Below are 25,726 nucleotides of genomic sequence, written 5' to 3'. Positions count from 1 at the left end.
ACACCACACCCCCAACACGGGGCGCCAAGGATGTGGCAAAACAACAACAAACAAAAACCACCAAACACACTATTGAGTTCTCAAACAACACGCCCGGTTTTCAGGCAACCCCGCCACTCTACTCGCTAGCCGGAGTTGAGTCAACTCCGACTTTTTCGGGGCTACCGGAAGGTCTTCCAGACTGCTCGACGATCCGCGTACGGGGCGCCGGCCTGACCTATCTTACACGCTCGATTTCGGCCCCGAGACCGGCCAGGTACTCCACGAACAACGGGTAGCCGCGATCGATGTGGTAGACGTCGTGGACCTCGGTGTCACCGTCTGCGACCAGGCCCGCAAGGACCAGACCGGCGCCGGCGCGGATGTCAGAGGCCCACACCGGCGCGCTCGAGAGCTGCGGCAGACCGCGCACCACCGCGTGGTGTCCGTCGGTGCGGGCGTCGGCGCCCAGGCGGATCATCTCCTCGACGAACCGGAAGCGGGCTTCGAAGACGTTCTCGGTGATCATCGACGTGCCGTCGGCGATCGCCGCCAGGCCGATCGCCATCGGCTGCAGATCGGTCGGGAAACCCGGGAACGGCAGGGTGGCGACGTTGACGGCCTTGGGCCGGTCGTACTGCACCACCCGGAAGCCGTGGTCGGACTGCGTCACGGTCGCCCCGGCGTCATGCAACTTGTGCAGGACGAGCTGCAGGTGCGCCGGGTCCACCCCGGTCACCGAGATGTCACCGCGGGTCATCACCGCCGCGATCGCCCAGGTGGCGGCGACGATCCGGTCGCCGATCACCTCATGTTCGGTCGGGTGCAGGCGCGGCACCCCGGTGATCTTCAGCGTCGGCGAGCCCGCGCCTTCGATCTGCGCCCCCATCTGGTTGAGCATGGTGCACAGGTCGGCGACGTCGGGCTCACGCGCGGCGTTGTGGATAGTCGTGACGCCCTCGGCCAGCACCGCGGCCATCAGAATGTTCTCGGTGGCGCCCACCGAGGGAAACTCCAGCTGGATCTCGGCGCCGCGCAGGGCGTCGGCGTGCGCGACCACACAGCCGTGCTCGATATTGCAGGTGGCGCCCAGCTGGCGCAGGCCGGCCTGGTGCATGTCGAGCGGGCGGGACCCGATCGCGTCACCGCCGGGTAGTGCGACCTTCGCGCGCAGGCAGCGGCCCACCAGCGGCCCGAGCACGCACACCGAGGCCCGGAACTGACGCACCGCGGCGAAGTCCGCGTCGTACTTGGGTTCGTCGGGCGAGGTGATGCGCACCGTGGTGCCGTCGAGCTCGACGTTGGCGCCCAGTCCGCGCAGCACTTCGGCCATCAGCGGCACGTCGAGAATGTCCGGACAGTTGGTGATGGTGCTGGTGCCCTCGGCCAGCAGCGCCGCGGCCATCAGCTTCAGGACGCTGTTCTTAGCGCCGCCGACGGCAACCTCACCGGACAACCGGTTGCCGCCGGTAACCACGAAACGCTCACCCACTCGGGTCAGTGTAGTGAGGACTCGACGCCGATCCCGAATTAATCCCGGCACTGACCGTCACCCGCCTCACACCGGTGGACCCGCCCGGTACGGTTTGGGCCATGGCAGTGCATATCACCCGCGTCTACACGCGTACCGGCGACGACGGCACGACCGGATTGAGCGACTTCTCCCGGGTGCCCAAGACCGATCCCCGGCTGGTGGCCTACGCCGATTGCGAGGAGGCCAACGCCGCGATCGGGGTGGCGATCGCGCTCGGCACACCGGACGACGCGGTCAGCTCGACGCTGCTGCAGATCCAGAACGATCTGTTCGACACCGGTGCTGACCTGGCCACTCCGCTGGTGGAGAACCCCAAGTATCCGCCGCTGCGCATCACCCAGGACTACATCGACCGCGTCGAATCCTGGTGCGACGAATACAACGAGCCGCTGCCGACGTTGAACTCGTTCATCCTGCCGGGCGGTTCGCCACTCTCGGCGTTGCTGCACGTGGCCCGCACGGCGGTGCGCCGCGCCGAGCGGTCGGCGTGGGCGGCAGTCGACGCGGATCCGACCGGCGTGTCGGTGCTGCCGGCGAAATACCTGAATCGCTTGTCGGACTTGATGTTCGTGCTCTGTCGGGTGGCCAACGCCGACGGGGATGTGCTGTGGCAGCCGGGTGGCGATCGGGCCGATCGTCCCGAAAAATAGCCGGCGCCAACCGGTCTCGACTCCTCAGTAGCTGTGGCGGCGGGATCGCGGCGACGGCCGCGCCTCCAGCCAGGACAGGAACGCGGTCCGGGCCCCGCGATCCAGCGCGATCTCGAACCCGGCCCGGCCATCCTGGTTGGTGTCGCACAGCTCGAGCACCACGAGCTCGTCGGTCATGATGTCGAATTCGTCGCCGCGGGGAGCGCGCCGCGACACCACATCCACGCCCCGGCGGGACAGCCGGCGATCCGGCCACAGCCGCACACTCGAGAGCCGGTAGAAGGCGGCCTCGCCGCCGCGATAACGGATCACGCCATGACGCCAACCGTGCCCGCCGACGGCCGGCATGTCGCGCATGATCGCCGCGGTGCCGCCCTGGCGCAGCTTCCACAACCGGTAGCTCAACGCGACCACCGCGCTGAAAAGCACGGCGACGAGCACGACCATGCACATCATGGGCGTGCTCATCGACTCATGCCCGCTAGTCGATCACACCCAGGGCGCGCAGCCTAGCCCTGCCCTGCGCGGCCATCTTGGGGTCACCGGACTGAGCCTCGTGCCGAGCGGTCGACTCGTCGATCTCCGCGGCGAAGTCGACGGATTCAGCCAAAATGCTGACGCCCTCGTCGGTCACCGACAGGAAGCCGCCATGCACGGCCAGCCGCAGCTCGCCCTCCTCGACACGGTCCACCCGCACCATCGCGTCGTCGACGAGCTCGGCGACCAACGGAATGTGCCGCGGGTAAATCCCGATCTCCCCCACGGTGGTCCGGGTGAAGATGAACGTCGCCTTGCCCGACCACACCTTCCGGTCGACGGCGACGATGTCGACGTCAATCTCGGCCATCACAGGACCCCTTCCACGGCTGGACGACGGTCATCACAGCTTGGCGCCCAGGCTCTCGGCCTTCTTGGCCAGGTCGTCGAGCCCACCGATCAGGAAGAACGCCTGCTCGGGCAGGTGGTCGAAGTCGCCCTTGGTCAACCGGTCGAACGCCTCGATGGTCTCCTTCAGCGGCACCGTCGAGCCGGGCTGGCCGGTGAACTGCTCGGCCGCCATCATGTTCTGGCTCAGGAACCGCTCGATACGCCGCGCCCGGCCCACCAGCTGCTTGTCCTCTTCGGACAGCTCGTCGATACCCAGAATCGCGATGATGTCCTGCAGGTCCTTGTAACGCTGCAGAACCCGGATGACCTCCTGGGCGACGCGGTAGTGCTCGTCGCCGACGATGGCCGGGTCCAGGATCGTCGAGCTGGAGGCCAGCGGGTCCACCGCCGGGAAGATGCCCTTGGAGAACACCGCACGGCTGAGCTCGGTGGTGGCGTCCAAGTGGGCGAACGTGGTCGCCGGCGCCGGGTCGGTGTAGTCGTCGGCGGGCACGTACACGGCTTGCATCGAGGTGATGGACCGACCACGAGTCGAGGTGATCCGCTCCTGCAGCTCGCCCATCTCGTCGGCCAGCGTGGGCTGGTAACCCACCGCCGAGGGCATGCGGCCCAGCAGGGTCGAGACCTCGGAGCCGGCCTGGGTGAACCGGAAGATGTTGTCGATGAACAGCAGCACGTCCTGGCCGGCCTCGTCGCGGAACCACTCGGCCATGGTCAGCGCCGACAGCGCCACCCGCATACGAGTGCCCGGCGGCTCGTCCATCTGGCCGAACACCAGCGCGGTGTCCTTGAGCACGTTGGCGTCCTCGAGCTCGACCCACAGGTCGTTGCCCTCGCGGGTGCGCTCCCCCACGCCGGCGAACACCGAGGTGCCACCGAAGTTGCGGGCGATACGGTTGATCATCTCCTGGATCAGCACCGTCTTGCCCACGCCGGCACCGCCGAACAGGGCGATCTTGCCGCCACGCACGTACGGGGTGAGCAGGTCGACGACCTTGAGGCCGGTCTCCAGCATCTCGGTGCGCGGTTCCAGCTCGTTGAAGGCCGGCGGCTTGCGGTGGATGCCCCAGTGCTCGAAGTCCTCGCCGTAGCCGGGCTTGTCCAGGCAGTGGCCCAAGGCGTTGAACACGTGGCCCTTGACCTCGTGGCCGACCGGCACCGAGATGGCCTTGCCGGTGTCGCTGACCTCGGTGCCACGCACCAGGCCGTCGGTGGGCTGCATCGAGATGCAGCGCACCAGGTTGTCACCCAGGTGCTGGGCGACCTCGAGGGTCAGCGTCTTGGCCAGCTCCTCGAAGGCGATGTCGGCGTGCAGCGCGTTGAACAGCTCGGGCACCGCGCCCCGGGGAAACTCGACGTCGACGACGGGGCCGGTAACGCGCACCACGCGGCCGGCGGTTGTCTTGTCAGCGGTAACAGTCATTATCTTCTTCGCTTCCTAGTGCTAGCGGGGGCTTACCGGGCGTCGGCGAGGGCGTTCGCGCCGCCGACGATTTCGCTGATTTCCTGGGTGATCTGGGCCTGGCGTTCGCGGTTGGCCTCCAGCGTCAACGCCTTGATCAAGTCGTCGGCGTTGTCGGTCGCCGACTTCATGGCGCGCTGACGAGACGCCAACTCCGAGGCCGCCGAGTCAAGCAGCGCCGCGTACACGCGGGTGGTCAGATACCGCGGCAGCAGCGAGTCGAACAGCGTGGTGGCATCCGGCTCGAAGGAGTACAGGGTCCGGGGACCGGTCTCCTCGCCGACGTACTCCACCAGCATCGGGGCGATCCGACGCGCCTCAGCCGACTGCGACAGCATCGAACGGAAGTCGGTGGACACGATGTGCAGCTCGTCGACACCGAGCACCCCGTCGGCACCGGAGTGGTCGCCGTCGTCGTCGACGCCGGACATGAACGCATCGACCAGGGTCGAGGCGATCTCGGCGGCGTTCTCGTAGGTCGGCTGCTCGGAGAAACCGGTCCAGGAATCGGTGACCGCCCAGTGCCGGAAGGTGTAGTAGGCCAGCGCTTTGCGGCCGACGACGTAGAGCACCGGCTCCTTGCCCTCCGAGCGCAGCAGCGAGAACAGCTCCTCGGCCCGACGGAAGACGTTGGCGTTGTAGCCGCCACACAGACCGCGGTCACTCGACACCACCAGCACCCCCGCCCGCGTGCGCTCCTCGCGCTCGACCAGCAACGGGTGGTCCAGGGCCGCCTCGGCGGCCAAGGTGGTGAGCATCCGGGTGATCTCGTCGGCGTACGGCCGCGCCGTTTCGAGCCGGGCCTGCGCCCGGCCGATACGCGAGGTGGCGATCAGCTCCTGGGCCTTGGTGATCTTTTTGATCGACCCGGCCGAGCGGATTCGCCCACGTAGTTCCCGAAGTGTGGCTGCCATAGCGGAGTTACTTCTTCTTCGCCGGCGCGGCCTTGCGGACCTGCACCGCTTCCTTGCCGAGCTTGTCCTCGTCGAGCGCCTCAACGCGTTCGTCGGGCACCACCGAACTGCCGTCGGTGGCGGCGAAGCCCTTCTTGAACTGGTTGATGACCCCGACCAGCTTCTCGCTGGCCTCGTCGGAGAGCTTCTTGGACTCGCGGATCCCGCTGAGGATGTCGCCCTCGGAGGCCCGGATGTGGTCCAGCAGCTCGGCTTCGAAGCGGCCCACGTCCTCGACCGGCACCGAATCCAGGTGGCCCTCGGTACCCAGGAAGATCGACACCACCTGCTCCTCGACGGGCATCGGTGCGTACTGCGGCTGCTTGAGCAGCTCCACCAGCCGAGCACCGCGCTCCAGCTGCGCCTTGCTGGTGGCGTCCAGGTCGGAGGCGAAGGCGGCGAACGCCTCGAGCTCGCGGTACTGCGACAGGTCCAGACGCAGCGAGCCGGCCACCTCCTTCATCGCCTTGATCTGCGCGGCGCCACCGACGCGGGACACCGACACACCGACGTTGATGGCCGGCCGGACACCCTGGTTGAACAGGTCGCTCTCCAGGAAGCACTGGCCGTCGGTGATCGAGATGACGTTGGTCGGGATGTAGGCCGAGATGTCGTTGGCCTTGGTCTCGATGATCGGCAGGCCGGTCAGCGAACCACCGCCGAGCTCATCGGAGAGCTTCGCGCAGCGCTCCAGCAGCCGGGAGTGCAGGTAGAACACGTCGCCGGGGTAGGCCTCACGGCCCGGCGGGCGGCGCAGCAGCAGCGAGATGGCGCGGTAGGCCTCGGCCTGCTTGGTCAGGTCGTCGAACACGATCAGCACGTGCTTGCCCTGGTACATCCAGTGCTGGGCGATCGCCGAACCGGTGTACGGGGCCAGCCACTTGAAGCCGGCGGAGTCCGACGCCGGGGCGGCGACGATCGTGGTGTAGTCCATGGCGCCGCCCTCTTCCAGCGCGCGGCGCACGCTGGCGATGGTGGTGCCCTTCTGGCCGATCGCGACGTAGACGCAGCGGACCTGCTGGTTGGGGTCGCCGGTCTCCCAGTTCTGGCGCTGGTTGAGGATGGTGTCCACGCACAGGGCGGTCTTGCCGGTCTTGCGGTCACCGATGATGAGCTGACGCTGGCCACGGCCGATCGGGGTCATGGCGTCGACGGCCTTGATACCGGTCTGCAGCGGCTCACTGACGCTCTGACGCTGCACCACCGAGGGCGCCTGCATCTCCAACGGACGCCGGGTCTCGGACTCGATCTCGCCCCGGGCGTCGATCGGCTGACCCAGCGGGTTGACGACGCGACCGAGGAAGCCGTCGCCGACCGGCACCGAAAGCACCTCACCGGTGCGCTTGACCTGCTGGCCCTCTTCGATGTTCTCGAAGTTGCCCAGGATCACCGCGCCGACGTTGTGCTCGTCGAGGTTCAGGGCCACGCCCAGCACCCCGCCGGGGAACTCCAGGAGTTCCTGGGTCATCACCGAAGGCAGGCCCTCGACGTGTGCGATGCCGTCGCCGGCGTCGATGACGGTGCCGACCTCCTCGCGCGCGGTGTCGGCGCTGAAGGAGCTCACGTACTCCTCGATCGCCCCCTGAATGTCGTCAGAGGAGATTGTCAACTCTGCCATGGCTTTTCGTCTTCCTGCCTTCGAAATTGGGTTGTGGGCTCTGGGACCGGGTAGGTCTTGGTCAGTCGGGCAAGTGCGTCTTGGCGGCGGCTAGGCGCGAGGACAGCGTCCCATCGATCACCTCGTCGCCGACCGAGATCGTCAACCCGCCCAGCAGTGCCGGGTCGATGCCGACCTGCACCCGCACCGGGTGGCTGTAGATCCGGCTCAGCACGGTGTTCAGCCGGGTGCGCTGGGCGTCGCTGAGTTCGGCGGCCGCGCCGACGTGCGCCACCACCTCACCGCGGCGTGCCACGGCGAGCTGGGCCAGGTCGGTCACCGCCTGGTGCGCGGATTGACCGCGCAGCAACCGGACCGTCTGCTCCAGCAGCGCCGTCGTGATCGCATTGGTGCCGCTGGCGTTTCCGATGACGTTGCGCAGCAGCCCCGCCCGGCCGGCCGCCGGCGTCGCGGTGTCGCTGAGCAGGGTGTCCAGCCTGGGTTGCGCGTCGAGGATGCGGGAGAACCGGAACAGCTGGTCCTCCACCTCATCGACCTTGCCCGCGCGCTCGGCAGACAGCAGCAGTGCCTGGCGGGCGACGTGTTCGACGGCAGCGACCAGGTCGGCACCGTTGGACCACCGGGCCGACGCGGCGTCGGTCACCAATGTCAGCGCCGGGGCGCCGATCTTGTCGGCGAACAGCCGCTGCGCCAGACGCTCCTTGGGAGCGGCGTCTTCGGTCGGAACGGTCAGGTGGCGTGTCACCACCGTTTCGCGCTCCAACACCTCGGCGACCGCGGTCAGGTCACCGGCCAGCGTGGCCAGTCCCTGCTCGTCGAGATCGCCGGCCACCTCACCGAACTTGTCCAGCAGGCCATTGAGCGCCTCCCGGCTGGCCGAACGCAACCGGGCCAGGATGGGTGATTCCACCTCGACCGACTTCGGAGCCATGGCGTCGAGTTCGTCAAGGAATCGATCCACGGTCGCCGACTGCCGCCCCGGGTCGCTGACGTGATCGCGCACCAGTTCGCCGGCCCGACGCACGGATTCGTCGCCGAGGTCGGCACGCAGCTCACGAACGAGTTGCGCACGCAGCAGCTGCACCTGGGCGGCGCCCTGCACCTTGATGCGTTCCACTTCGGCGTCGGCCTGGGTGCGCAACTGCGCACCGATGCGTTCGGCGTCGGTGTGGGCTTCCTCGGTGACCCGCTGCGCCTCCGTCTTCGCCCGTGCCACCGCGTCGGCGTGGGCTTGGTCGGCGGTGGCCAGGCGGTCGGCCGCGGCCGCCGCCTCTGCCAGCTGCTGGCGCACCGACTCCTGCTGGGCCGCCATCAGTCTGCGCACCGGCGGCACGACGAAACGCACCAGCAGGAAGACGATCAGCCCGAAACCGACGAGCTGCCCGAGGAAAATGCCGTCCATACCCAGCTACCGTCCTACCGTCGATACGTCCACGCCGAGAATCCGGCCCGCCAGGGTCGCCGACAGGTCCTCGGCTTTGGCGCGCAATTCCGTCGCCATGGCCTCGCCGTCCCGCTTGAGTTGTTCGTCGGCGCTCTGCAGGGTGGCGGCCACCTCAGTGTCCGCCCGACCACGCATGTCGTCCAAGACCGCGCGGCCCTGGGCTCGTGCCTCGTCACGCACCGCCGAGGCCTCCACCCGAGCCGCCGCCATCTGCTGCTCGTAGTCGGCCTCGGCGGCCGCGGCCTGCTCGGCCGCCTGCCTGCTGTCGGCGAGAGTCTTGGTGACCATGTTCTCGCGCTCCCGCAGCACCTTCATGATCGGCGGCACCACGAAGGTGCTGATCACGGCGAGCACGATCAGGAAGATCGCGAGCACGACGAAGAAGGTGCCGTCGGGGACAAGGAAGCTCTTCTTCGGGCCTTCCTCAGCCGCCTGGCTCACGGCCAGCACGACAACGCTCATGTCACCCATCTCGTGCGTTACTGCTGCGCGGCGATCGGAGTCGCGAAGACGAACAACGCCATGAAGGCCAGGTTGATGAAGTAGGCCGCCTCAACCAGACCAACGGTGATGAAGAACGGCGTGAACAGCCGACCCTGGGCCTCGGGCTGCCGAGCGATACCGGCGATCAACGCGTTACCGGCAATACCGTCACCGATACCGGCGCCGATGGCGCCACCGCCCATGATGAGACCGCCGCCGATGAGGGCACCGAGTCCGATCAGATTGGGATCTGCCATTTCCTATCCTCCTTGCTTAGCTGGTAGGGCTCTACCAGGTCTGATGTGGTCGTGCAGGTCGTACTAGTGGTGGTCTTCTTCGAGCTCCATGGCCTGACTGAAGTACAGGATGGTCAGCAGCGCGAAGATGAACGCCTGGATCAGTCCGACGAACAGGTCGAAGGACTTCCAGATCGCGTTCGGCGCCACCATGTAGACGGGCCCCAGCAACGCGATCAGGCTGACCAGGATGCCGCCGGCGAAGATGTTGCCGAACAGACGAAGGGAGAGCGAGACCGGCTTGGCGATCTCCTCGACCAGGTTGATCGGCGCCAGGATCGCCACGTGACCCTTGAGCACCCGCAGCGGGTGGCCCACCAGGCCGCGACGCCAGAACCCGGCCAGGTGATAGCCGACGAAAACCAGCAGCGCCAGCGCCAGGACGAAGTTGATGTCGGCCGCAGCAGAGCTGAGCAATTCGTGGACGCTGCCGTCTTTGGAGTACTGCACCGGCAACACCGACAGCCAGTTGCAGACCAGGATGAACACGAAGATGGTGACTGCCAGCGGCAACACGAACGGCGCGATCCTCATCCCGATGGCGCCCTCGATCTGGTTGCGCATCTGGATGGTGATCGCCTCGAAGAACAGCTGCACGCCGCCGGGAACTCCGGTCGAGGTGACCTTGGCACGCAAGAACAGCGCCAGGGCGATCACGATCACCGCGGCGATCGCGGTGGAGGTGATGGTGTCGATGTTGACCTCACCGACCAGCGGCCATACCGCGGTCTCGTGGTGGCCGACCTCGATGCCACCCTCAGCCAGGATCGACTCAGTCATTTTCCGTCCCTTCAGCGCCGGACTCTGACGCTTGCGCGCGGAGCTTTTTTACCACTGGCAGCATGGTCGTCAGCACCAGCACCACCTCGAACAGCGCCAACCCGAACAGCGCACCGAGGCCCTCGGGCCGGAACTGGTAAGCGATAGCCAGGCCGATGGCGCTGATGACCAGCAGACGGGACGCCGAATTCAGCGCCATCTTCTTCTTCAGCGGGTGGTCCTGGGCGGTGATTCTCAGCGCGGACCGGCGGATCAGCAGCGCATTGCCCAGCCCGAGCGCCAGGCCCAGCCCGAAAAACACGCCGAACAGCGGGCGGCCGAATTGAGCGGCCGCGGCGATCGCGACACCGGTCAACGCGATGCAGATCAGCAGCAGCCGAATCGGTTGGAATACCACCGACGGCAACACCAACGGCGCATCCTGCGCTGGTGTCGTCACCGCCTCACCCCAATCTCGAATTGCGCTGTGTCACTGTCGTGAAGTTGCCCGCCGAGCGTATCGGATCCCCGATCGCGCTGCGGAACCACCTACAGCACCATCCTAGACGGTGCTACTACCGCGTGTCGTAGGGGCTGTCTTCTAGGCCGTTTTCGCGCCGCAGCAGCGGGATCAGCGTAACGACGATCGCGACGAGCATCGCCCCCAGCATCACCGCCCCGGTATAGCGCGGATCGAAGAAGATGGTGCCGGCGGTGCCGAACGCGACGATCGCCACCCACAGATAGATCAGCAACACCACCCGGCGGTGCGAGTGGCCGATCTGCAGCAGCCGGTGGTGCAGGTGCATCTTGTCGGGGCTGAACGGGCTGCGGCCGGCTCGGGTGCGCCGGATGATCGCCAGCAGCATGTCCAGTGCGGGCACGCACACCACGGCCGCCACCAGCAGGAAGGGCGAGAGCAGGGCGAAGACGTCGCGGGCGCCGTACGCGCTCTGCGAGATCGGGCCCGCCGCGGTCGTCGAGGCGGCGGCCAGCATCAGCCCGATCAACATCGATCCGGAATCGCCCATGAAGATCTTGGCGGGATGGAAGTTGTGCGGCAGGAAGCCCAGACAGGCACCGGCGAGCACCACCGAGATCAGCGCCGGCGGGTAGAACAGCACGTCGCCCCCGTGATCGGAGAGCAGGCCGACGGAGAACATGCAGATCGCCAGTGCCGTGATCAGGCCCAGCCCAGCCGCCAGTCCGTCGAGTCCGTCGACGAAGTTCATCGCGTTGACCACTGACACCGTCAGCGCCAGGGTGAGCAGGATCGACGACACCTGGTCGAGGACCACGGTGCCGACTCCGCCGATCGGGATGTAGAGCACGCTCCAGGCGACGCCCATCGTGACCAGCACGCTGGCCGCGGTGATCTGGCCGGCGAACTTGGTCAGCGCATCCAGGCCCCACTTGTCGTCGAGCAGGCCGATGCCCATGATCACCCCGCCGGCCAGCACCACCGCCGGCATGCCGGTGGAGTAGACGAAGCCGCGGGTGAGCGCGGGCAGCTGGGATGCCAAAAAGATCGCGGCGACGATGCCGACATACATCGCCAGCCCGCCCATCCGCGGGGTCGGCTGCACGTGCACGTCGCGCTCCCGCGGGTAGGCGACCGCACCGAGTCGGGTGGCCAGCCAGCGGACCGGCCCGGTGCTGAAGTAGGTGATGATCGCGGCGGTCAACCCGACCAGCGCGAGCTCCCGCAGCGGCACACCGGCGCCACGGTCGGCAAGCGCGAGCAGGCTGGTCACGGCGCCGCCGTCAGCGCGGCCGGGTCCAGGCCCAGCACCGCACCGATCTGCTCGGCCGAGACCGGCCCGCTCCGGACGATGCGGGGCGCGGGTCCGGTCAGATCGACGATCGTCGAGGCCTCCCCCTGTTCGGCCGGGCCCGCGTCGAGGTAGACGTCGACGGCCTCGCCGAGTTGGCGGCGCGCCTCTGCGGCGTCGACGGCCGGGGCACCTCCGGAGACGTTGGCGCTCGACACGGCCATCGGGCCCACGGCTTTGAGTACCTCGAGGGCCACCGGGTGCAGCGGCATGCGCACCATGACCGTGCCGCGGGCCTCGCCGAGGTCCCACTGCAGCGACGGCGCCTGGGTGACGATGATGCTGAGGGCACCCGGCCAGCACGCCCGGATCAGCTGACGAGCGGTATCGGGTACCACCAGGGCCAGCCCGTCGATGGAGTTCCACGACCCGACCAGCACCCCCACCGGCATGTCGCGGCCACGTCTTTTGGCTGCCAGCAGCGCGGTCACCCCGGCGGCATTGAACGCATCGGCGCCGATGCCGTAGACGGTGTCGGTTGGCAGCACCGCCAATCGGCCGCCGCGGACCGCGTCGATCGCCGCCGCGATTCCGGCCGCGCGCTGGTCGATGTCGGCGCAGTCGAAAACCTCTGTCATGGTTGATCGTTCCTGACCGCTGTCACGAACCGGGGCCGGCCGGCCAGGTCCGATCGGGACACCACGTCGTCAAAAGATCCGGCGTCGTGCACGGTTTGGACCGTGGCCGCCGCGGTGGTGTCGTCATGTTCGACGGCGAACAGGCCGCCGGGACGCAGCAGGCGTGCGGCCAGGGCCGCCAACGGGGTGATCACCGACATGCCGTCCGGGCCGCCGAACAGTGCATGTGCCGGATCATGCTGGGCCACTTCAGGATCCAGCTCTGCGCCCTCGGGGATGTAGGGCGGATTGCTGACCAACAGGTCGACTCGGCCGTCCAGCTCCGACAGCAGGCCGGGCGCGGTGACATCGGCACAGATCAATTCCACCGCCGTGTCCGCGCAGTTGCGGCGCGCATAGCGCAGTGCGGTTTCGGAGTCGTCCACGGCGAGCAGTCGGGCGCCGGGAAGACCATGGGCCAACGCGATCGCCAGAGCACCGGAGCCGGTGCAGGCGTCAACGATCAATGGAGCACCGGGAAGCTGTTGCCTGAGGGCCCAATCCAGCATCGCCTCGGTCTCCGGTCGCGGGACGAACACTCCCGGACCGACGTGCAGCGTCACCGGACCGAACGGCGCGGTCCCGATCAGATGCTGCAGCGGGATCCGGGATCGGCGCGCGGCGACCAATTCCCGGTAGTGCCCGAAGAAGACATCGCCGGGCGGATCCAGCAGCGCCAGCCGGCCACGTTCGGTGCCAGCGGCATGCGCGGCGAGTTCTTCGGCGTCGTATCGGGCCGAGTCGATTCCGGCATCGGCGAAGATCGCTGTTGCGGAGTCGATCGCGTCCCGGAGTCTGCTCACGCCGTCCCCTGCAACCGGGATTCCTTGTCGGCGGCGGCCAGCGCATCGAACATCGGGTCGAGGTCTCCGTCGAGAACCTGGTCGAGGTTGTGCGCCTTGTAACCGATGCGGTGGTCGGTGATCCGGTTCTCCGGGAAGTTGTAGGTGCGGATGCGTTCGCTGCGGTCCACGGTGCGGATCTGGCTGGCGCGATCAGCCGAGGCGTCGGCCTGCGCCTGCTCCTCGGCGACGGCCTGCAGCCGGGCCGCCAGGACCTGCAGCGCACGGGCCTTGTTCTGCAGCTGGGACCGCTCGTTCTGGCAAGTGACCACGATCCCGGTCGGCAGGTGGGTGATGCGCACCGCGGAGTCGGTGGTGTTGACGCCCTGGCCGCCTTTGCCCGAGGACCGGTAGACGTCGATGCGCAGGTCCGATTCGTCGATCTGGACCTCGCCGACCTCTTCCGGCTCGGGATAGACGAGCACGCCGGCGGCGGAGGTGTGCACCCGCCCCTGGGATTCGGTCACCGGCACCCGCTGCACGCGGTGTACCCCACCCTCGAACTTCATCTTCGACCAGACGCCGTCGGCGCTGTCGCCTTTGCTGGCGATGGTGATCGTCGCGTCCTTGTAGCCGCCGAGGTCCGAGGTGGTCTCGTCGAGCACCGTCACCGACCAGCCGTGCCGTTCGGCGTAGCGGATGTACATCCGGGCCAGGTCGGCGGCGAACAGCGCCGACTCCTCACCGCCCTCGCCGGATTTGACCTCAAGCACGATGTCGTCGGGGTCATGCGGGTCGCGGGGCGCGAGCATGTCGGTGAGCGCGCCGTCCAGTTCGGCGACGCGGGCCTCCAGTTCGGGCACCTCCGCGGCGAAGGACGCGTCGTCGGCGGCAAGCTCCCGGGCGGCCTCCAGGTCGCCGCGGGCGGACTCGAGCTTGCGGTGGGTGGCGACGATGGGCGCCAACTGGGCGAAGCGGCGTCCGACTCGGCGGGCCTCGACCGGATTGTTGTGCAGTTCAGGATCGGAGAGTTGAGTTTCCAGCGCGGCGTGTTCGGCCAGCAGAGCCTCGACCGTCTGCATGCTTTGGGTCATCTCACCTCCATCCCCGAACGCAAGCCGACGCCCGGGTGACGTGCGGACACGTTCCGGGCGTCGGTGAGGACGCTACTTGTCGGCGGCTTCGGCTGCGTCGGTTGCGGCGCCGGACTTGCGCTTGCCGTAGCGCTTCTCGAAGCGGGCGACCCGGCCGCCGCTGTCGAGAATCTTCTGCTTACCGGTGTAGAACGGGTGGCACTGCGAGCAGACCTCGACCACGATGTGGCCGCTCTCCTTGGTGCTGCGGGTGGTGAAGCTGTTGCCACAACCGCAGACCACGGTGGTCTCGCCGTAGGCGGGGTGAATGCCAGATTTCATGGTGTCCTCTTCGATCGTGGGTCGCCGGGTCGCCCGCCTGTGGGCTGGACGTGAACCGGAACCTGAGGTGTTCGATTATGCCAGCTGCGCTGTCGCTCCCCCAAAACGCCGATCAGTCGTTGTCCATTCCCGGCGTGGTCTTGGAGACCTGGACCAGGAACTCGTAGTTGTTCTTGGTCTTGCGCAGCTGGCTCATCAACAGGTCGATGGCCTGGTGAGAATCCAGCCCCGACAGCAACCGGCGCAGCTTGTGCACGATCGCGAACTCGTCCGGCGAGAGCAGCAGCTCGTCCTTGCGGGTGCCCGACGGGTTGACGTCGACGGCCGGGAACACCCGGCGCTCGGCGATCTTGCGGTCCAGCTTGAGCTCGGCGTTGCCGGTGCCCTTGAACTCCTCGAAGATCACCGTGTCACCGGTGGACCCGGTCTCCACCATCGCGGTGGCGATGATGGTCAGCGAGCCGCCGTCCTCGATATTGCGGGCCGCGCCCAGGAACCGCTTGGGCGGATACAGCGCGGTGGAGTCCACACCACCGGACAGGATGCGGCCCGACGCCGGCGAGGCGTTGTTGTAGGCCCGTCCCAGCCGGGTGATCGAGTCCAGCAGCACTACGACGTCCTTGCCCTGCTCGACCAGGCGCTTGGCCCGCTCGATGGCCAGCTCGGCGGCCTGAGTGTGGTCTGACGGCGGCCGGTCGAAGGTGGAGGCGATGACCTCACCCTTGACCGAGCGCTGCATGTCGGTGACTTCCTCGGGCCGCTCGTCGACCAGCACCACCATCAGGTGGCATTCGGGGTTGTTGCGGGTGATCGCGTTGGCGATGTCCTGCATGATCGTGGTCTTACCGGCCTTGGGCGGCGACACGATCAGCGCGCGCTGGCCCTTGCCGATCGGCATGATCAGATCGATGACGCGGGTGGTCAGCTTCTCCCCGGAGGTCTCCAGGCGCAGCCGCTGGTTCGGGTACAGCGGGGTCAGCTTGGAGAACTCGGGGCGGTTGCGGGCCTCTTCGACCGGGCCGCCGTTGACCGAGTCCAGCCGCACCAGCGGGTTGAACTTCTGCCGCTGGTTGGGCTGCTCACCGTCGCGGGGCACCCGCACCGCGCCGGTCACCGCGTCGCCGCGGCGCAGCCCGTTCTTGCGGACCATGTTCATCGACACGTAGACGTCGTTGGGACCGGCCAGGTAGCCGGAGGTCCGCACGAACGCGTAGTTGTCCAGCACGTCGAGGATGCCGGCGACCGGCTGCACGACGTCGTCCTCGCGCAGTTCGGCGTCTCCGCCCTCACCGCCCCGTTCGCCACGGCGGCGGCGGTCCCGGAAGCGCCGGCCACGTCGGCCCCCGCGCCCGTCGTCGTCATCGTCGGAGTTCTGCTGGCCACCCTGCTGGCCCCGGTTCTGCTGGCCACCCTGCTGGCCCCGGTTCTGCTCGTCGCCCTTGGCCTGGGCCGATTCCTCGGACTTGCCGCCGTCGCGGCGGCCGCCGGATTGCTCGGCCTTCTCTTCGGGCTTGTCCTGCTTGTCTTGCTTGTCCTGCTTGCGGGCCTCGCCCTTGTCCTGCTCGCCGCCGTCGCCGGCGGGTGCGCCGCTGTCGCGGCGGGCGCTACGCCGTTCCCGACGAGGCGGTGCGTCCGTGGCCTCGCCCTCGGTGGCTTCGGCCGGCGCGGACTCGGCCGAGGCGGGCTCGGCGCCATTGGCCGCACCGTTCGCGGCGGCCTCGGCCTTCGACGTCTCGGCTTTCGGGGTCTCGGCTTTCGGGGTCTCGGCGTTCGGAGCCGCGGCGCCGCCGCCATTGCCGCCGTTGCCGCCGACCTCGCGGATCGCCGCGATCAGCTCGCTCTTGCGCATCCCGGAGGCGCCTTTGACGCCGACGCGATTGGCCAGCGCCCGCAACTCGGGCAAAACCATCCCCGACAAGTCCGATGTGGCTGTCGCGGCACCGTTGTCCGGTGCCGCAGCGGGGGCCGACTCCGCGGCGGCACGGGCCGTGGAGGCTTGCGCGTCGGACGCCGCGGTCACGTCGCCGCCGGCACTGGAGGCCTCGGGAGCGCTCTGGCTCGGAGTCTCGGGAGTGCTCTGGGGGGTCGACGGCGCATCCTGTGCGGTGCTGCCTTCAGCCGTGAAGAGGTCCGTTTCGGTCACGGATTTCCTTTCTTCCCTCGTCGGTTTTGTCACGCGAGGGGTTGGGTGCATCCAGCGGAATCGCCGAGTGCGTGTCACCGTCGACTGTTAAACGGTGATACCCGTATCGACGGCGTCAAATCGCAAACCGTCAGCTACGGGAAGAATTTGGTGGCATCCCAGTGACATCGCAGTCTGAGCCAGGTGCTGATGCCGCGAATGCGGGACGGGACCGAGGATAGCCCGGTTCGGAGCTGGACGCAACAAGTAACGGGCGGTGTGCCCTCAACCGGGCACTACGACCCCGGTGTTCCATTTGACTGCGTCGCCGGCCGGCATCTCGGACACAGTGAACCCACGCGCCGCCGGAGCCTCAAGCACCTCAGCAGGCAATTCGGTCGCGGTGCTCAGCGCGATCACCGCGGGCCCGGCGCCCGAGAGCACACCGGCGATGCCATGCCGGCGCAGCAGTTGCAGGTACTGCGCCGACTCGGGCTGCGCCGCGGCGCGCTGCGGCTGGTGCAGCAGATCCTCGGTCGCCACCATCAGCAGGTCGGGCCGCTCGGTCAGCGCCACCACCAGCAGCGCGGCACGGCTGACGTTGAAGCGAGCATCGCGGTGGCTGACCTGCTCGGGCAGCAGCATGCGGGTCTCCGCGGTCGACGACCGCAGTTGCGGTATCGCCGGGAACAGATGGATGTCGGGATGCAGCCGCAACGGCGCCGCTGAATAGTCGGCTCGGCCATCGGCCCTGCTCGCCGTCCAGGAAACCACCGCCCCGCCCAGCACGGCAGCGGCGGCGTTGTCGGGGTGACCCTCGAACTCCGAAGCCAGCTGGATCAATTGGGATTCCGACAGCCCCGGACGATCGATTTGCGCGACAAGGCCGTTGACCGCAGCCAAGCCGCCGACTACCGCGGCCGCGGACGAGCCCAGTCCACGCTGGTGCGGGATGGCGTTGCGGCAGCGCACCACCATCCCGGGAACATCGACGCCGACTTCCCGAAGCCCTCGCCGGATACTTTGAACCACAAGGTGATCCGATGTCAGCGGGACCTGGCCGGCCCCCTCCCCCTCGACCTGCACCACCAGCCCGGAGTCGACGGTCTCGACGATGATCTCGTCGTAGAGGCCCAGCGCCAGGCCGAGGCTGTCGAAGCCGGGGCCCAGGTTGGCGCTCGACGCCGCCACCGCGACGCTGGCCGTCAACCCGGTCGGCAAAAGGTGGACCACTAGGCCAGCCCCAATTCGGCGGCCACCGTGGCCGCGTCGACCGGAACCGCGGTGACCTCAGGCAAATCCCTCAGCGCGGTGTCGGGGTCCTTGAGCCCATTTCCGGTCACGGTGCATACGACGGTCGAACCGCGCGGCACCCAGCCGTCTTCGACTGACTTGAGCAGTCCGGCGATGCTGGCCGCCGAGGCCGGCTCGACGAACACGCCCTCAGACTCCGCCACCAGGTGGTAAGCAGCCAGAATCTCGTCGTCGGTGGCAGCCAGGAACCGCCCACCCGAATCCACCTGCGCTTCGACGGCCTGCGTCCAGGAGGCCGGCGACCCGATGCGGATCGCGGTGGCGATGGTCTCCGGGTTCTTGACCGGCTCACCGCGCACCAGCGGCGCTGCCCCGGCGGCCTGGGTGCCCAACATCTTCGGCAGCTTCTCGGTCAGGCCGTCGGCGAAGTACTCGCGGTAGCCCTTCCAGTACGCGGTGATGTTGCCGGCATTGCCGACCGGCAGCGAATGGATGTCGGGGGCGGTGCCCAGCGCGTCGACGATCTCGAACGCCGCGGTTTTCTGGCCTTCGATGCGCACCGGGTTCACCGAGTTCACCAGTGAGATGGTCGGGAAGTCGGTGGCCATCTTGCGGGCCAGCTCCAGGCAGTCGTCGAAGTTGCCGTCGATCTGGATGATCTTGGCGCCGTGCATGACCGCCTGCGCCAGCTTGCCCATCGCGATCTTGCCCTGCGGGATCAGCACCGCGCAGGTGATCCCGGCCCGCGCGGCGTAGGCCGCCGCCGAGGCCGAGGTGTTGCCGGTCGAGGCGCACAGCACCACTTCTTGGCCACGGGCCACCGCGTCGGTGACGGCCATCGTCATGCCACGGTCCTTGAACGAACCCGTCGGGTTGAGCCCCTCCACCTTCAGGTGGACGGTGCAGCCGGTCTGTTCGGAGATCCGCTTGGCGTGGATGAGCGGGGTACCGCCCTCGTGCAAGGTGATCGGCGTCCAGTCGTCGCCGACGGGAAGCCGATCGCGGTAGGCGCCGATCAGGCCCGGCCACGGTTGATGGATCGGTGTCCGGGTGGAGCTCACTGGTCTGTTCCTTCCAGTCGTAGCACGCTGGCGACCTGCTGGACCGCATCCAGTTCGGCCAGCGCCGCAACGGTTTCCGACAGCGCCGATTCGGCGGCCCGGTGGGTGACAACCACGATCCGGGCACCGATCAGTTGGCCCTCTTCGTCGGTCACGCCTTCCTGGCGCACCTCGGCGATGCTGACCTCGTGGGCGGCGAATTCGGCTGCCACGGTGGACAACACACCTGGCTTGTCGGCGACGTCCATGCTCACGTAGTAGCGGGTCTGGACGTCGCCGATCGGTGCGATGGCCAGCTGGGCGTACTTGGACTCGCGCGGCCCGCGGCCACCCTGCACCCGGTTGCGGGCGGCCATCACCAGATCGCCCATGACCGCCGAGGCGGTCGGCGCGCCGCCGGCGCCCTGCCCGTAGAACATCAACCGGCCGGCCGCCTCCGCCTCGACCACCACGGCGTTGAATGCGCCGTTGACGGTGGCCAGCGGGTGCTCCAGCGGCACCAGTGCCGGGTAGACCCGGGCCGAAACCCGCTGTTGGCCATCGCGGGTGGTGATGCGTTCGCAGATGGCCAGCAGTTTGATCGTGCACCCCAGCGCGCGTGCGGCGGTGAAATCCTCCGGGGTGATGTTGGCGATGCCCTCGCGGTAGACGTCGTCGGCGGTCACCCGGGTGTGGAAGGCGATCGACGCCAGGATCGCGGCCTTGGCGGCGGCGTCGTAGCCCTCCACGTCGGCGGTGGGGTCGGCCTCGGCGTAGCCCAGCGCGCTCGCGTCGGCCAGCGCGCTGGCGTAGTCGGCGCCGGTGGAGTCCATTTCGGACAGGATGTAGTTGGTGGTGCCGTTGACGATGCCGGCCACCCGCAGCACGGTGTCACCGGCCAGTGACTGGGTCAGCGGCCGGATCACCGGGATCGCGCCGGCGACGCTGGCCTCGAAGTACATATCCACCCGCGCGGTCTCGGCGGCCTCGGCCAACGCCCCGGTGGACCGGGACAGTAGAGCCTTGTTGGCGGTGACGACGGACTTGCCGTGCGTGATCGCCCCCAGGATCGCCTTACGGGCCGGCTCGACGGGGCCCATCAACTCCACGACGATGTCGACGTCGCTGCGCGACACCAGGCTGTCGATGTCGTCGGTGAGCAACTCGACCGGCACGCCACGATCAGCCGCCACCCGGCGCACGCCGATGCCGCGCAGCACCAGCGGAGCCCCGATCCGGGCGGCCAGGTCATCAGCGCTGGCCTCGATGATGCGGACGACTTCACTGCCGACGTTGCCCAATCCGAGGACTGCGACGCCCACCGGACTCGCGGATTCGGACACGCTTACCTCACCTCCAGGCTGATCAGGTCATCGACGGTTTCCCGGCGCAGCATAAGGCGAGCCTTCCCGTCGCGCACCGCCACCACCGCGGGACGGGTGAGCAGGTTGTAGCGGCTCGACATCGAGTAGCAGTAGGCGCCGGTGGCGGCCACGGCGATCAGATCGCCGGGAACCAGGTCTTCGGGCACCCAGGTGTCGCGCACGATGATGTCGCCGGTCTCGCAGTGCTTGCCGACGATGCGCGCCGGTACCGGGCCGGCGTTTCCGGTCCGCGAAACCAACCGCGCGTCGTAGTGCGCGTCATAGAGCGCGGGGCGGATGTTGTCGCTCATGCCGCCGTCGACACTGACGTAGCGGCGATGCGCGGTGGCGCTGACGTCGACGTCCTTGACGGTGCCGACCTCATAAAGAGTGACGGTGCCCGGGCCAGCGATGGCGCGGCCGGGCTCGACGACCAATTGCGGGGTCGGCAGGCCCACCGCGGCGGACTCCTCGCGCACGATCGCGGTGAGCTTGGCGGCCAATTCGGCCATCGGCGGCGGGTCGTCCTGCGGCAGATAGGAAATGCCCAGTCCCCCGCCCAGGTCGACGACCGAGAGCTGGGCCGTCTTGTCGACGCCGAACTCGGTGACCACCTCACGCAGCAGGCCGATGACCCGGTGGGCGGCCAGCTCGAAGCCGGCCACGTCGAAGATCTGCGATCCGATGTGGCTGTGCAGGCCGACCAGCCGCAGGTGCTCGGTGGCGAAGACCTTTCTGATGGCCTCCATCGCCGCACCGCTGGCCAGCGACAGACCGAACTTCTGGTCTTCGTGTGCGGTGGAGATGAATTCGTGGGTGTGGGCCTCCACGCCGACGGTGACCCGAACCAGCACGTCCTGCACGATCCCGGCTGCCGCGGCCACGGCTTCGAGGCGTTCGATCTCGATCTGCGAGTCGAGCACGATGTGGCCGACGCCGGCGTTGACCGCGGTCTCCAGCTCGGTGACCGATTTGTTGTTGCCGTGCAAGGTGATCCGGCCCGCGGGGAAACCGGCGTGCAGCGCGACGGCCAACTCGCCGCCGGTGGCGACATCCAGGCTCAGGCCCTCCTGGTTGATCCAGCGCGCGATCTCACTGCACAGGAAGGCCTTGGCGGCGTAGTGCACATGGTTGCCGCCGCCGAACGCCTCGGCGATCTCGCGGCAACGGCCACGGAAGTCGTCCTCGTCGATGACGAACAGCGGGGTGCCGTACTGCTCGGCCAGCTCGGTGACCTTCACTCCGGCGATACTCACTTGGCCATCGTCGCCGCGAACCGCATTGCGCGGCCACACATTCGGCGCCAACTCCAGCAGCTGCTGCGGGGACTGCGGCCGCGGCGGCAGACCGTCGTGGTGGATCTCCTCGGCGTGGCGCGGCCCGGCGGGGTGGACGTTCACATCCGCTCCGGTGCGCTCACGCCCAGGATGCCCAGACCGTTGGCGACGACCTGGCGGGTGGCCTGGCACAACGCCAAACGCGCGGTGTGCAGATCGCCCGGCTGCTCGTCGCCCTGCGGCAGTACCCGGCAGCTGTCGTAGAACCGGTGGTAGTCACCGGCGAGATCTTCCAGATACCGGCAGACCCGGTGCGGTTCACGCAGCGCCGCAGCGGTTTTGAGCACCCGAGGAAACTCCCCCAGACTGCGGATCAGCGCGCCCTCCTTCTCATGGCTGAGCAGCCCGAGGTTGGCGGTGTCGGCGGTCATGCCGAGTTCGGCGGCGTTGCGAGCCAGCGCCGAGAGCCGGGCATGCGCGTATTGCACGTAATAGACCGGGTTCTCGTTGCTTGCCGAGGACCACAGCGCCAGATCGATGTCGATCGGGGTGTCCACCGAGGAGCGGATCAGGCTGTAGCGGGCGGCGTCGACGCCAATGGCCTCGACCAGGTCGTCGAGGGTGATCACGGTGCCGGCCCGCTTGCTCATCTTGACCGGTTGACCGTCGCGCACCAGGTTGACCATCTGACCGATCAGCACCTCGACGGTGGCCGGGTCATCGCCGAAGGCGGCCGCGGCGGCCTTGAGCCGGGCGATGTAGCCGTGGTGGTCGGCGCCGAGCATGTAGATGCACAAGTTGAAGCCGCGCTCGCGCTTGTCCAGGTAGTAGGCCAGGTCGCCGGCGATGTAGGCGGGTTTGCCGTCGCTTTTGATCACGACGCGGTCTTTGTCGTCGCCGTAGGCGCTGGTGCGCAGCCAGGTGGCGCCGTCTTTTTCGTAGATGTTGCCGTTGGCGCGCAGCCGCTCGATGGCCTGCTCGACGCGGCCGGAGGTGTGCATCGAGTCTTCGTGGGTGTACACGTCGAAGTCGGTGCCGAACTCGTGCAGCGACTCCTTGATGTGGGTGAACATCAGGTCCACGCCGATGGAGCGGAACGTCTCCTGGGCCTCGGGGCTGTTCAGGGCGTCGGGAACCTTCACCTGGATTTGCGTCGCGATGTCGGTGATGTAAGCGCCGGCGTAGCCGTCCTCGGGGGCCGGTTCGCCCTTGGCGGCGGCGATCAACGAGTTGGCGAACCGGTCGATCTGGGCGCCGTGGTCATTGAAGTAGTACTCACGGGTGACCGCGGCGCCCTGGGTGGACAGCAACCGGCCCAAGGCGTCGCCGACGGCGGCCCAACGGGTGCCGCCGATATGGATGGGGCCGGTGGGGTTGGCCGAGACGAACTCCAGGTTGACGTTGAGCCCGTCGAACTCGCTCGAGTGACCGTAATTCTGGCCGGCTTCCACGATGTTGGCCACGATGGTGCCCTGCGCCGAGGCGTCCAGGCGGATGTTGACGAAGCCGGGGCCCGCGGTCTCGGCCGAGGCGATCCCGTCGGCTTTTGTTACGGCTTCGGCCAGCCAGCCGGCCAGCTCGCGGGGGTTGACGCCGACCTTCTTGCCCAGCTGAAGGGCCAGGTTGGTGGCGTAGTCGCCGTGCTCGGGATTGCGCGGCCGCTCGACGGTGACCGCCGCGGGCAGCGCGGTGGGGTCCAGGTCGTGCTCGGCCAGCACCGCGGCGGCGGTGGTCTTGAGCAATTCGGCCAGATCGGCGGGGGTCACGAGGCCCCATCCTAGGGTCTTCCGTGGTCAGGACCCGAATCCGTCCGGTTCTTTGAGATACTTCGCGATGCGTTAGTCTGTCAAAGCCCACATGGCGCCCGTGGTACGTGCGCCCCCGTAGCTCAGGGGATAGAGCGTCTGCCTCCGGAGCAGAAGGCCGCAGGTTCGAATCCTGCCGGGGGCACTTTCAATATCGCCTCTGCCGCGCGTTACGGGTCAGCGTCGAGCAGTCCCCGGAAAACACCTCGCCGCGCCGAGCCCCAGCCCTCAAAACCATGCCGTCCACCAGCACCTCGGGATACGCTGCGTCGCGATAGCAAGTAGTTGAGATTGCGCCGCGAGGGACGACGATGACTGCTGTGCAGGACCACGAGACGGATTTCGCCCGGCCCTGGGCCCCGCACCGGTTGCGCATTTACACCGGCACCGCCCTGTTCGTGCTGGGCATGTTTCTGCTGCTGACCATCGCGGTCAGTCTGCGCATCATTCCGGCCAGCTTCCGGGTGGACGTGATCGCCAACATGATCTTCGGGATCCCGGTGATGCTGCTGCCCTTCGTGATCCTGTGGGATGCGCCCGGTGAGCATCGCGGCCGGCTGGACCGGGCTGCCGAGTTGACGCTGTTCTACATCCCGTTCACCGCGGCCAGCCAGATCGGCTACGAGTTGATGTTCCTGATCGGTCAACCGCTGGGCTGGTGGGCGCCTACCGACGATCCGGGCTGGAAGTGGCTGTGGTGGCAATACGGGCTGGCCGACACCCGTTACGTCAGCGGCAATCCGTGGGTGTTCGCACTTGAGGTGGTCGGGGTCAGCACCGGCATCACCGTCTTCGTGATGTGGACCAAACTGCTGCGCGCGACGCTGCCGCTGGAATCCCGGATCCGCTGCCTGTGGGTGGTACTGATCGGCATTTCGGTGTTGATGAGCAGTACCGCGGTCTACTTCCTCAGCGAAGTAGGCGCGGGGTTCGCCGACATCGGGCAGGGCAGTTGGGGGTTCTGGTTCAAGTTCATCGGGGAGAACGTGCCGTTCATCCTGTTGCCGCCTCTGGTGATCTGTGCGACGTACCTGCAGATCGACCACCTGACCCGCCAAGCGGGTGCCCGCTACGCTGATTAGCGATCGCTCAGCGACAGCCGTTTCGGCGCGTGCAGTCACTTGAACAATCAAGCACCACGGGAAATGCAAGACCTAGGCGCCCTCGCTTTCCCGCTTCGCGGAGAGCGGAATCATCCCGGCGAAGCCTCCCACGCCCCTAGGCTCGATCAAGTGACGATTCGCCTTGGCTTCCAGATCCCCAATTTCTCTTACGGCACCGAGGTTTCGGAGCTGTTCCCCACCGTCATCGCCCAGGCCCGCGAGGCCGAAGCCGCCGGGTTCGACGCGGTCTTCGTGATGGACCACTTCTATCAACTGCCCATGCTGGGCTCCCCCGACCAGCCCATGCTCGAGGCCTACACGGCCCTGGGCGCACTGGCCACCGCGACCGAACGAGTCCAGCTGGGCACGCTGGTCACCGGCAACACCTACCGCAACCCCACGCTGTTGGCCAAGATCATCACCACCCTGGATGTCGTCAGCGCCGGCCGCGCGATTCTGGGTATCGGCACCGGGTGGTTCGAGCTCGAACACGACCAGTTGGGTTTTGAGTTCGGCACCTTCACCGACCGGTTCAACCGGCTCGACGAGGCGCTGCAGATCATCCTGCCGATGCTCAAAGGTGAGCGGCCGACCTTCGAGGGCAAGTGGTACCGCTCCCGCGAGGCGATGGCCGAACCCCGCCTCCGCGACCATATTCCGCTGCTGATCGGCGGCAGCGGCGAGAAGAAGACGATTCCGCTCGCGGCGCGCCACTTCGATCACCTCAACATCATCGCCGGCTTCGACGAGCTACCCGCGAAAGTTGCCGCGGTGCAGCGCAGCTGCGAGGAGATCGGCCGCGATCCGGCCACCCTGGAGACCAGCCACTTGCTCACCGTGCTGGCCGGCCCGAACGTCACCGCCGATCAGATCCCCGCCGAGATGAGCCAGCGGATGGTGGCCGGCAGTCCGGAGGCGATCGCCGAGCAGGTCAAGACCAAGGTGCTCGACGCCGGGGTCGGCGGCGTGATCATCAACATGCCCGCCTACACCCCCGGGATCATCGCCGAAACCGGTGCGGCGCTGCGGACGGTGCTCGACAGCTGAGC

At 67.8% G+C, this 25,726-nt stretch carries 25 protein-coding genes and 1 tRNA gene; 4 read left to right on the top strand and 22 right to left on the bottom strand.

Annotated features, from left to right (window positions below; all coding sequences use genetic code 11):
- Nucleotides 1-217 precede the first annotated feature (217 nt).
- Nucleotides 218-1,471: a UDP-N-acetylglucosamine 1-carboxyvinyltransferase gene (murA, locus tag AC5Y31_RS14350; protein WP_065022675.1), complete on the bottom strand. Its 1,254-nt coding sequence runs from the start codon at nt 1,469-1,471 to the stop codon at nt 218-220.
- Nucleotides 1,472-1,572: 101 nt separating this feature from the next.
- Here murA and AC5Y31_RS14345 point away from each other — a divergent pair, with 101 nt between their 5' ends.
- A complete protein-coding gene (locus AC5Y31_RS14345; RefSeq protein ID WP_499981054.1) occupies nt 1,573-2,163 on the top strand; it encodes a cob(I)yrinic acid a,c-diamide adenosyltransferase in 591 nt (196 codons plus the stop codon).
- A 24-nt stretch (nt 2,164-2,187) separates the two neighbouring features.
- On the opposite strand, the gene AC5Y31_RS14340 is transcribed toward AC5Y31_RS14345, so the two are convergent.
- The 21 genes from AC5Y31_RS14340 to argS form a co-directional block, all read right to left on the bottom strand.
- Entirely contained in the window at nt 2,188-2,631 is a 444-nt protein-coding gene (locus AC5Y31_RS14340; RefSeq protein ID WP_301630991.1) for a DUF2550 domain-containing protein, read from the bottom strand.
- Nucleotides 2,632-2,644: 13 nt separating this feature from the next.
- Nucleotides 2,645-3,010 carry a F0F1 ATP synthase subunit epsilon gene (locus AC5Y31_RS14335; protein WP_065022673.1) on the bottom strand — a complete coding sequence of 122 codons (366 nt, stop codon included), beginning with the start codon at nt 3,008-3,010 and terminating at the stop codon, nt 2,645-2,647.
- A gap of 33 nt (nt 3,011-3,043) precedes the next feature.
- Nucleotides 3,044-4,474 (bottom strand): F0F1 ATP synthase subunit beta, encoded by a 1,431-nt coding sequence (gene atpD, locus AC5Y31_RS14330; RefSeq protein WP_065022672.1) that lies wholly within the window; start codon nt 4,472-4,474, stop codon nt 3,044-3,046.
- Between the two features lie 32 nt (nt 4,475-4,506).
- The gene (locus tag AC5Y31_RS14325; protein ID WP_065022671.1) at nt 4,507-5,427 is read right to left on the bottom strand and encodes a F0F1 ATP synthase subunit gamma; all 921 of its coding nucleotides are present in this window, start codon (nt 5,425-5,427) and stop codon (nt 4,507-4,509) included.
- Nucleotides 5,428-5,434: 7 nt separating this feature from the next.
- The gene (gene atpA, locus AC5Y31_RS14320) at nt 5,435-7,084 is read right to left on the bottom strand and encodes a F0F1 ATP synthase subunit alpha (RefSeq protein ID WP_301630992.1); all 1,650 of its coding nucleotides are present in this window, start codon (nt 7,082-7,084) and stop codon (nt 5,435-5,437) included.
- Nucleotides 7,085-7,145: 61 nt separating this feature from the next.
- Nucleotides 7,146-8,486: a F0F1 ATP synthase subunit B/delta gene (locus AC5Y31_RS14315; RefSeq protein WP_301630993.1), complete on the bottom strand. Its 1,341-nt coding sequence runs from the start codon at nt 8,484-8,486 to the stop codon at nt 7,146-7,148.
- Between the two features lie 6 nt (nt 8,487-8,492).
- Complete coding sequence (locus tag AC5Y31_RS14310; RefSeq protein WP_065022668.1) at nt 8,493-8,999, bottom strand: F0F1 ATP synthase subunit B; 507 nt, start codon at nt 8,997-8,999, stop codon at nt 8,493-8,495.
- Nucleotides 9,000-9,007: 8 nt separating this feature from the next.
- On the bottom strand, nt 9,008-9,268 hold the full coding sequence (locus AC5Y31_RS14305) for a F0F1 ATP synthase subunit C (protein WP_019735417.1): 261 nt from the start codon (nt 9,266-9,268) through the stop codon (nt 9,008-9,010).
- A gap of 63 nt (nt 9,269-9,331) precedes the next feature.
- Nucleotides 9,332-10,087, bottom strand: a complete 756-nt coding sequence (gene atpB / locus AC5Y31_RS14300; protein WP_065022667.1) for a F0F1 ATP synthase subunit A — start codon at nt 10,085-10,087, stop codon at nt 9,332-9,334.
- Nucleotides 10,080-10,526: an ATP synthase subunit I gene (locus tag AC5Y31_RS14295; RefSeq protein ID WP_065022666.1), complete on the bottom strand. Its 447-nt coding sequence runs from the start codon at nt 10,524-10,526 to the stop codon at nt 10,080-10,082. The genes atpB and AC5Y31_RS14295 overlap by 8 nt, the downstream gene beginning before the upstream one ends.
- A gap of 115 nt (nt 10,527-10,641) precedes the next feature.
- Nucleotides 10,642-11,820, bottom strand: coding sequence for a glycosyltransferase family 4 protein (locus AC5Y31_RS14290; protein ID WP_207511550.1), 1,179 nt, complete (start codon nt 11,818-11,820; stop codon nt 10,642-10,644).
- The gene (locus AC5Y31_RS14285) at nt 11,817-12,476 is read right to left on the bottom strand and encodes an L-threonylcarbamoyladenylate synthase (protein WP_065022665.1); all 660 of its coding nucleotides are present in this window, start codon (nt 12,474-12,476) and stop codon (nt 11,817-11,819) included. The genes AC5Y31_RS14290 and AC5Y31_RS14285 overlap by 4 nt, the downstream gene beginning before the upstream one ends.
- The gene (gene prmC, locus AC5Y31_RS14280; protein ID WP_499981050.1) at nt 12,473-13,318 is read right to left on the bottom strand and encodes a peptide chain release factor N(5)-glutamine methyltransferase; all 846 of its coding nucleotides are present in this window, start codon (nt 13,316-13,318) and stop codon (nt 12,473-12,475) included. The genes AC5Y31_RS14285 and prmC overlap by 4 nt, the downstream gene beginning before the upstream one ends.
- The gene (gene prfA / locus AC5Y31_RS14275) at nt 13,315-14,391 is read right to left on the bottom strand and encodes a peptide chain release factor 1 (RefSeq protein WP_499981049.1); all 1,077 of its coding nucleotides are present in this window, start codon (nt 14,389-14,391) and stop codon (nt 13,315-13,317) included. The genes prmC and prfA overlap by 4 nt, the downstream gene beginning before the upstream one ends.
- 72 nt (nt 14,392-14,463) lie before the next feature.
- The gene (gene rpmE, locus AC5Y31_RS14270; RefSeq protein WP_065022662.1) at nt 14,464-14,712 is read right to left on the bottom strand and encodes a 50S ribosomal protein L31; all 249 of its coding nucleotides are present in this window, start codon (nt 14,710-14,712) and stop codon (nt 14,464-14,466) included.
- A 112-nt stretch (nt 14,713-14,824) separates the two neighbouring features.
- Nucleotides 14,825-16,855, bottom strand: a complete 2,031-nt coding sequence (rho, locus tag AC5Y31_RS14265) for a transcription termination factor Rho (RefSeq protein WP_499981047.1) — start codon at nt 16,853-16,855, stop codon at nt 14,825-14,827.
- A gap of 264 nt (nt 16,856-17,119) precedes the next feature.
- The gene (gene thrB, locus AC5Y31_RS14260) at nt 17,120-18,067 is read right to left on the bottom strand and encodes a homoserine kinase (RefSeq protein WP_499981046.1); all 948 of its coding nucleotides are present in this window, start codon (nt 18,065-18,067) and stop codon (nt 17,120-17,122) included.
- Entirely contained in the window at nt 18,067-19,149 is a 1,083-nt protein-coding gene (gene thrC, locus AC5Y31_RS14255) for a threonine synthase (RefSeq protein ID WP_065022659.1), read from the bottom strand. The genes thrB and thrC overlap by 1 nt, the downstream gene beginning before the upstream one ends.
- Nucleotides 19,146-20,471 (bottom strand): homoserine dehydrogenase, encoded by a 1,326-nt coding sequence (locus AC5Y31_RS14250; RefSeq protein WP_065022658.1) that lies wholly within the window; start codon nt 20,469-20,471, stop codon nt 19,146-19,148. Before AC5Y31_RS14250 ends, thrC begins: the two co-directional genes overlap by 4 nt.
- 2 nt (nt 20,472-20,473) lie before the next feature.
- Complete coding sequence (gene lysA / locus AC5Y31_RS14245; RefSeq protein ID WP_499981086.1) at nt 20,474-21,838, bottom strand: diaminopimelate decarboxylase; 1,365 nt, start codon at nt 21,836-21,838, stop codon at nt 20,474-20,476.
- 50 nt (nt 21,839-21,888) lie between these two features.
- Nucleotides 21,889-23,535: an arginine--tRNA ligase gene (argS, locus tag AC5Y31_RS14240; protein WP_499981043.1), complete on the bottom strand. Its 1,647-nt coding sequence runs from the start codon at nt 23,533-23,535 to the stop codon at nt 21,889-21,891.
- A 111-nt stretch (nt 23,536-23,646) separates the two neighbouring features.
- On the opposite strand from argS, the gene AC5Y31_RS14235 reads away from it, so the two are divergent.
- The 3 genes from AC5Y31_RS14235 (at nt 23,647) to AC5Y31_RS14225 (ending at nt 25,724) form a co-directional block, all read left to right on the top strand.
- Nucleotides 23,647-23,719 (top strand) — tRNA-Arg (locus tag AC5Y31_RS14235).
- 166 nt (nt 23,720-23,885) lie between these two features.
- Nucleotides 23,886-24,656 carry an emopamil-binding protein gene (locus tag AC5Y31_RS14230; RefSeq protein WP_499981042.1) on the top strand — a complete coding sequence of 257 codons (771 nt, stop codon included), beginning with the start codon at nt 23,886-23,888 and terminating at the stop codon, nt 24,654-24,656.
- Nucleotides 24,657-24,806: 150 nt separating this feature from the next.
- Nucleotides 24,807-25,724, top strand: a complete 918-nt coding sequence (locus AC5Y31_RS14225; RefSeq protein ID WP_499981041.1) for an LLM class F420-dependent oxidoreductase — start codon at nt 24,807-24,809, stop codon at nt 25,722-25,724.
- Nucleotides 25,725-25,726: the final 2 nt, after the last annotated feature.

The organism is Mycobacterium sp. NGS18 (assembly GCF_059813185.1).
Note: the sequence above shows the minus strand (reverse complement) of the source record. Positions and strands in the feature narration are given on the sequence as shown.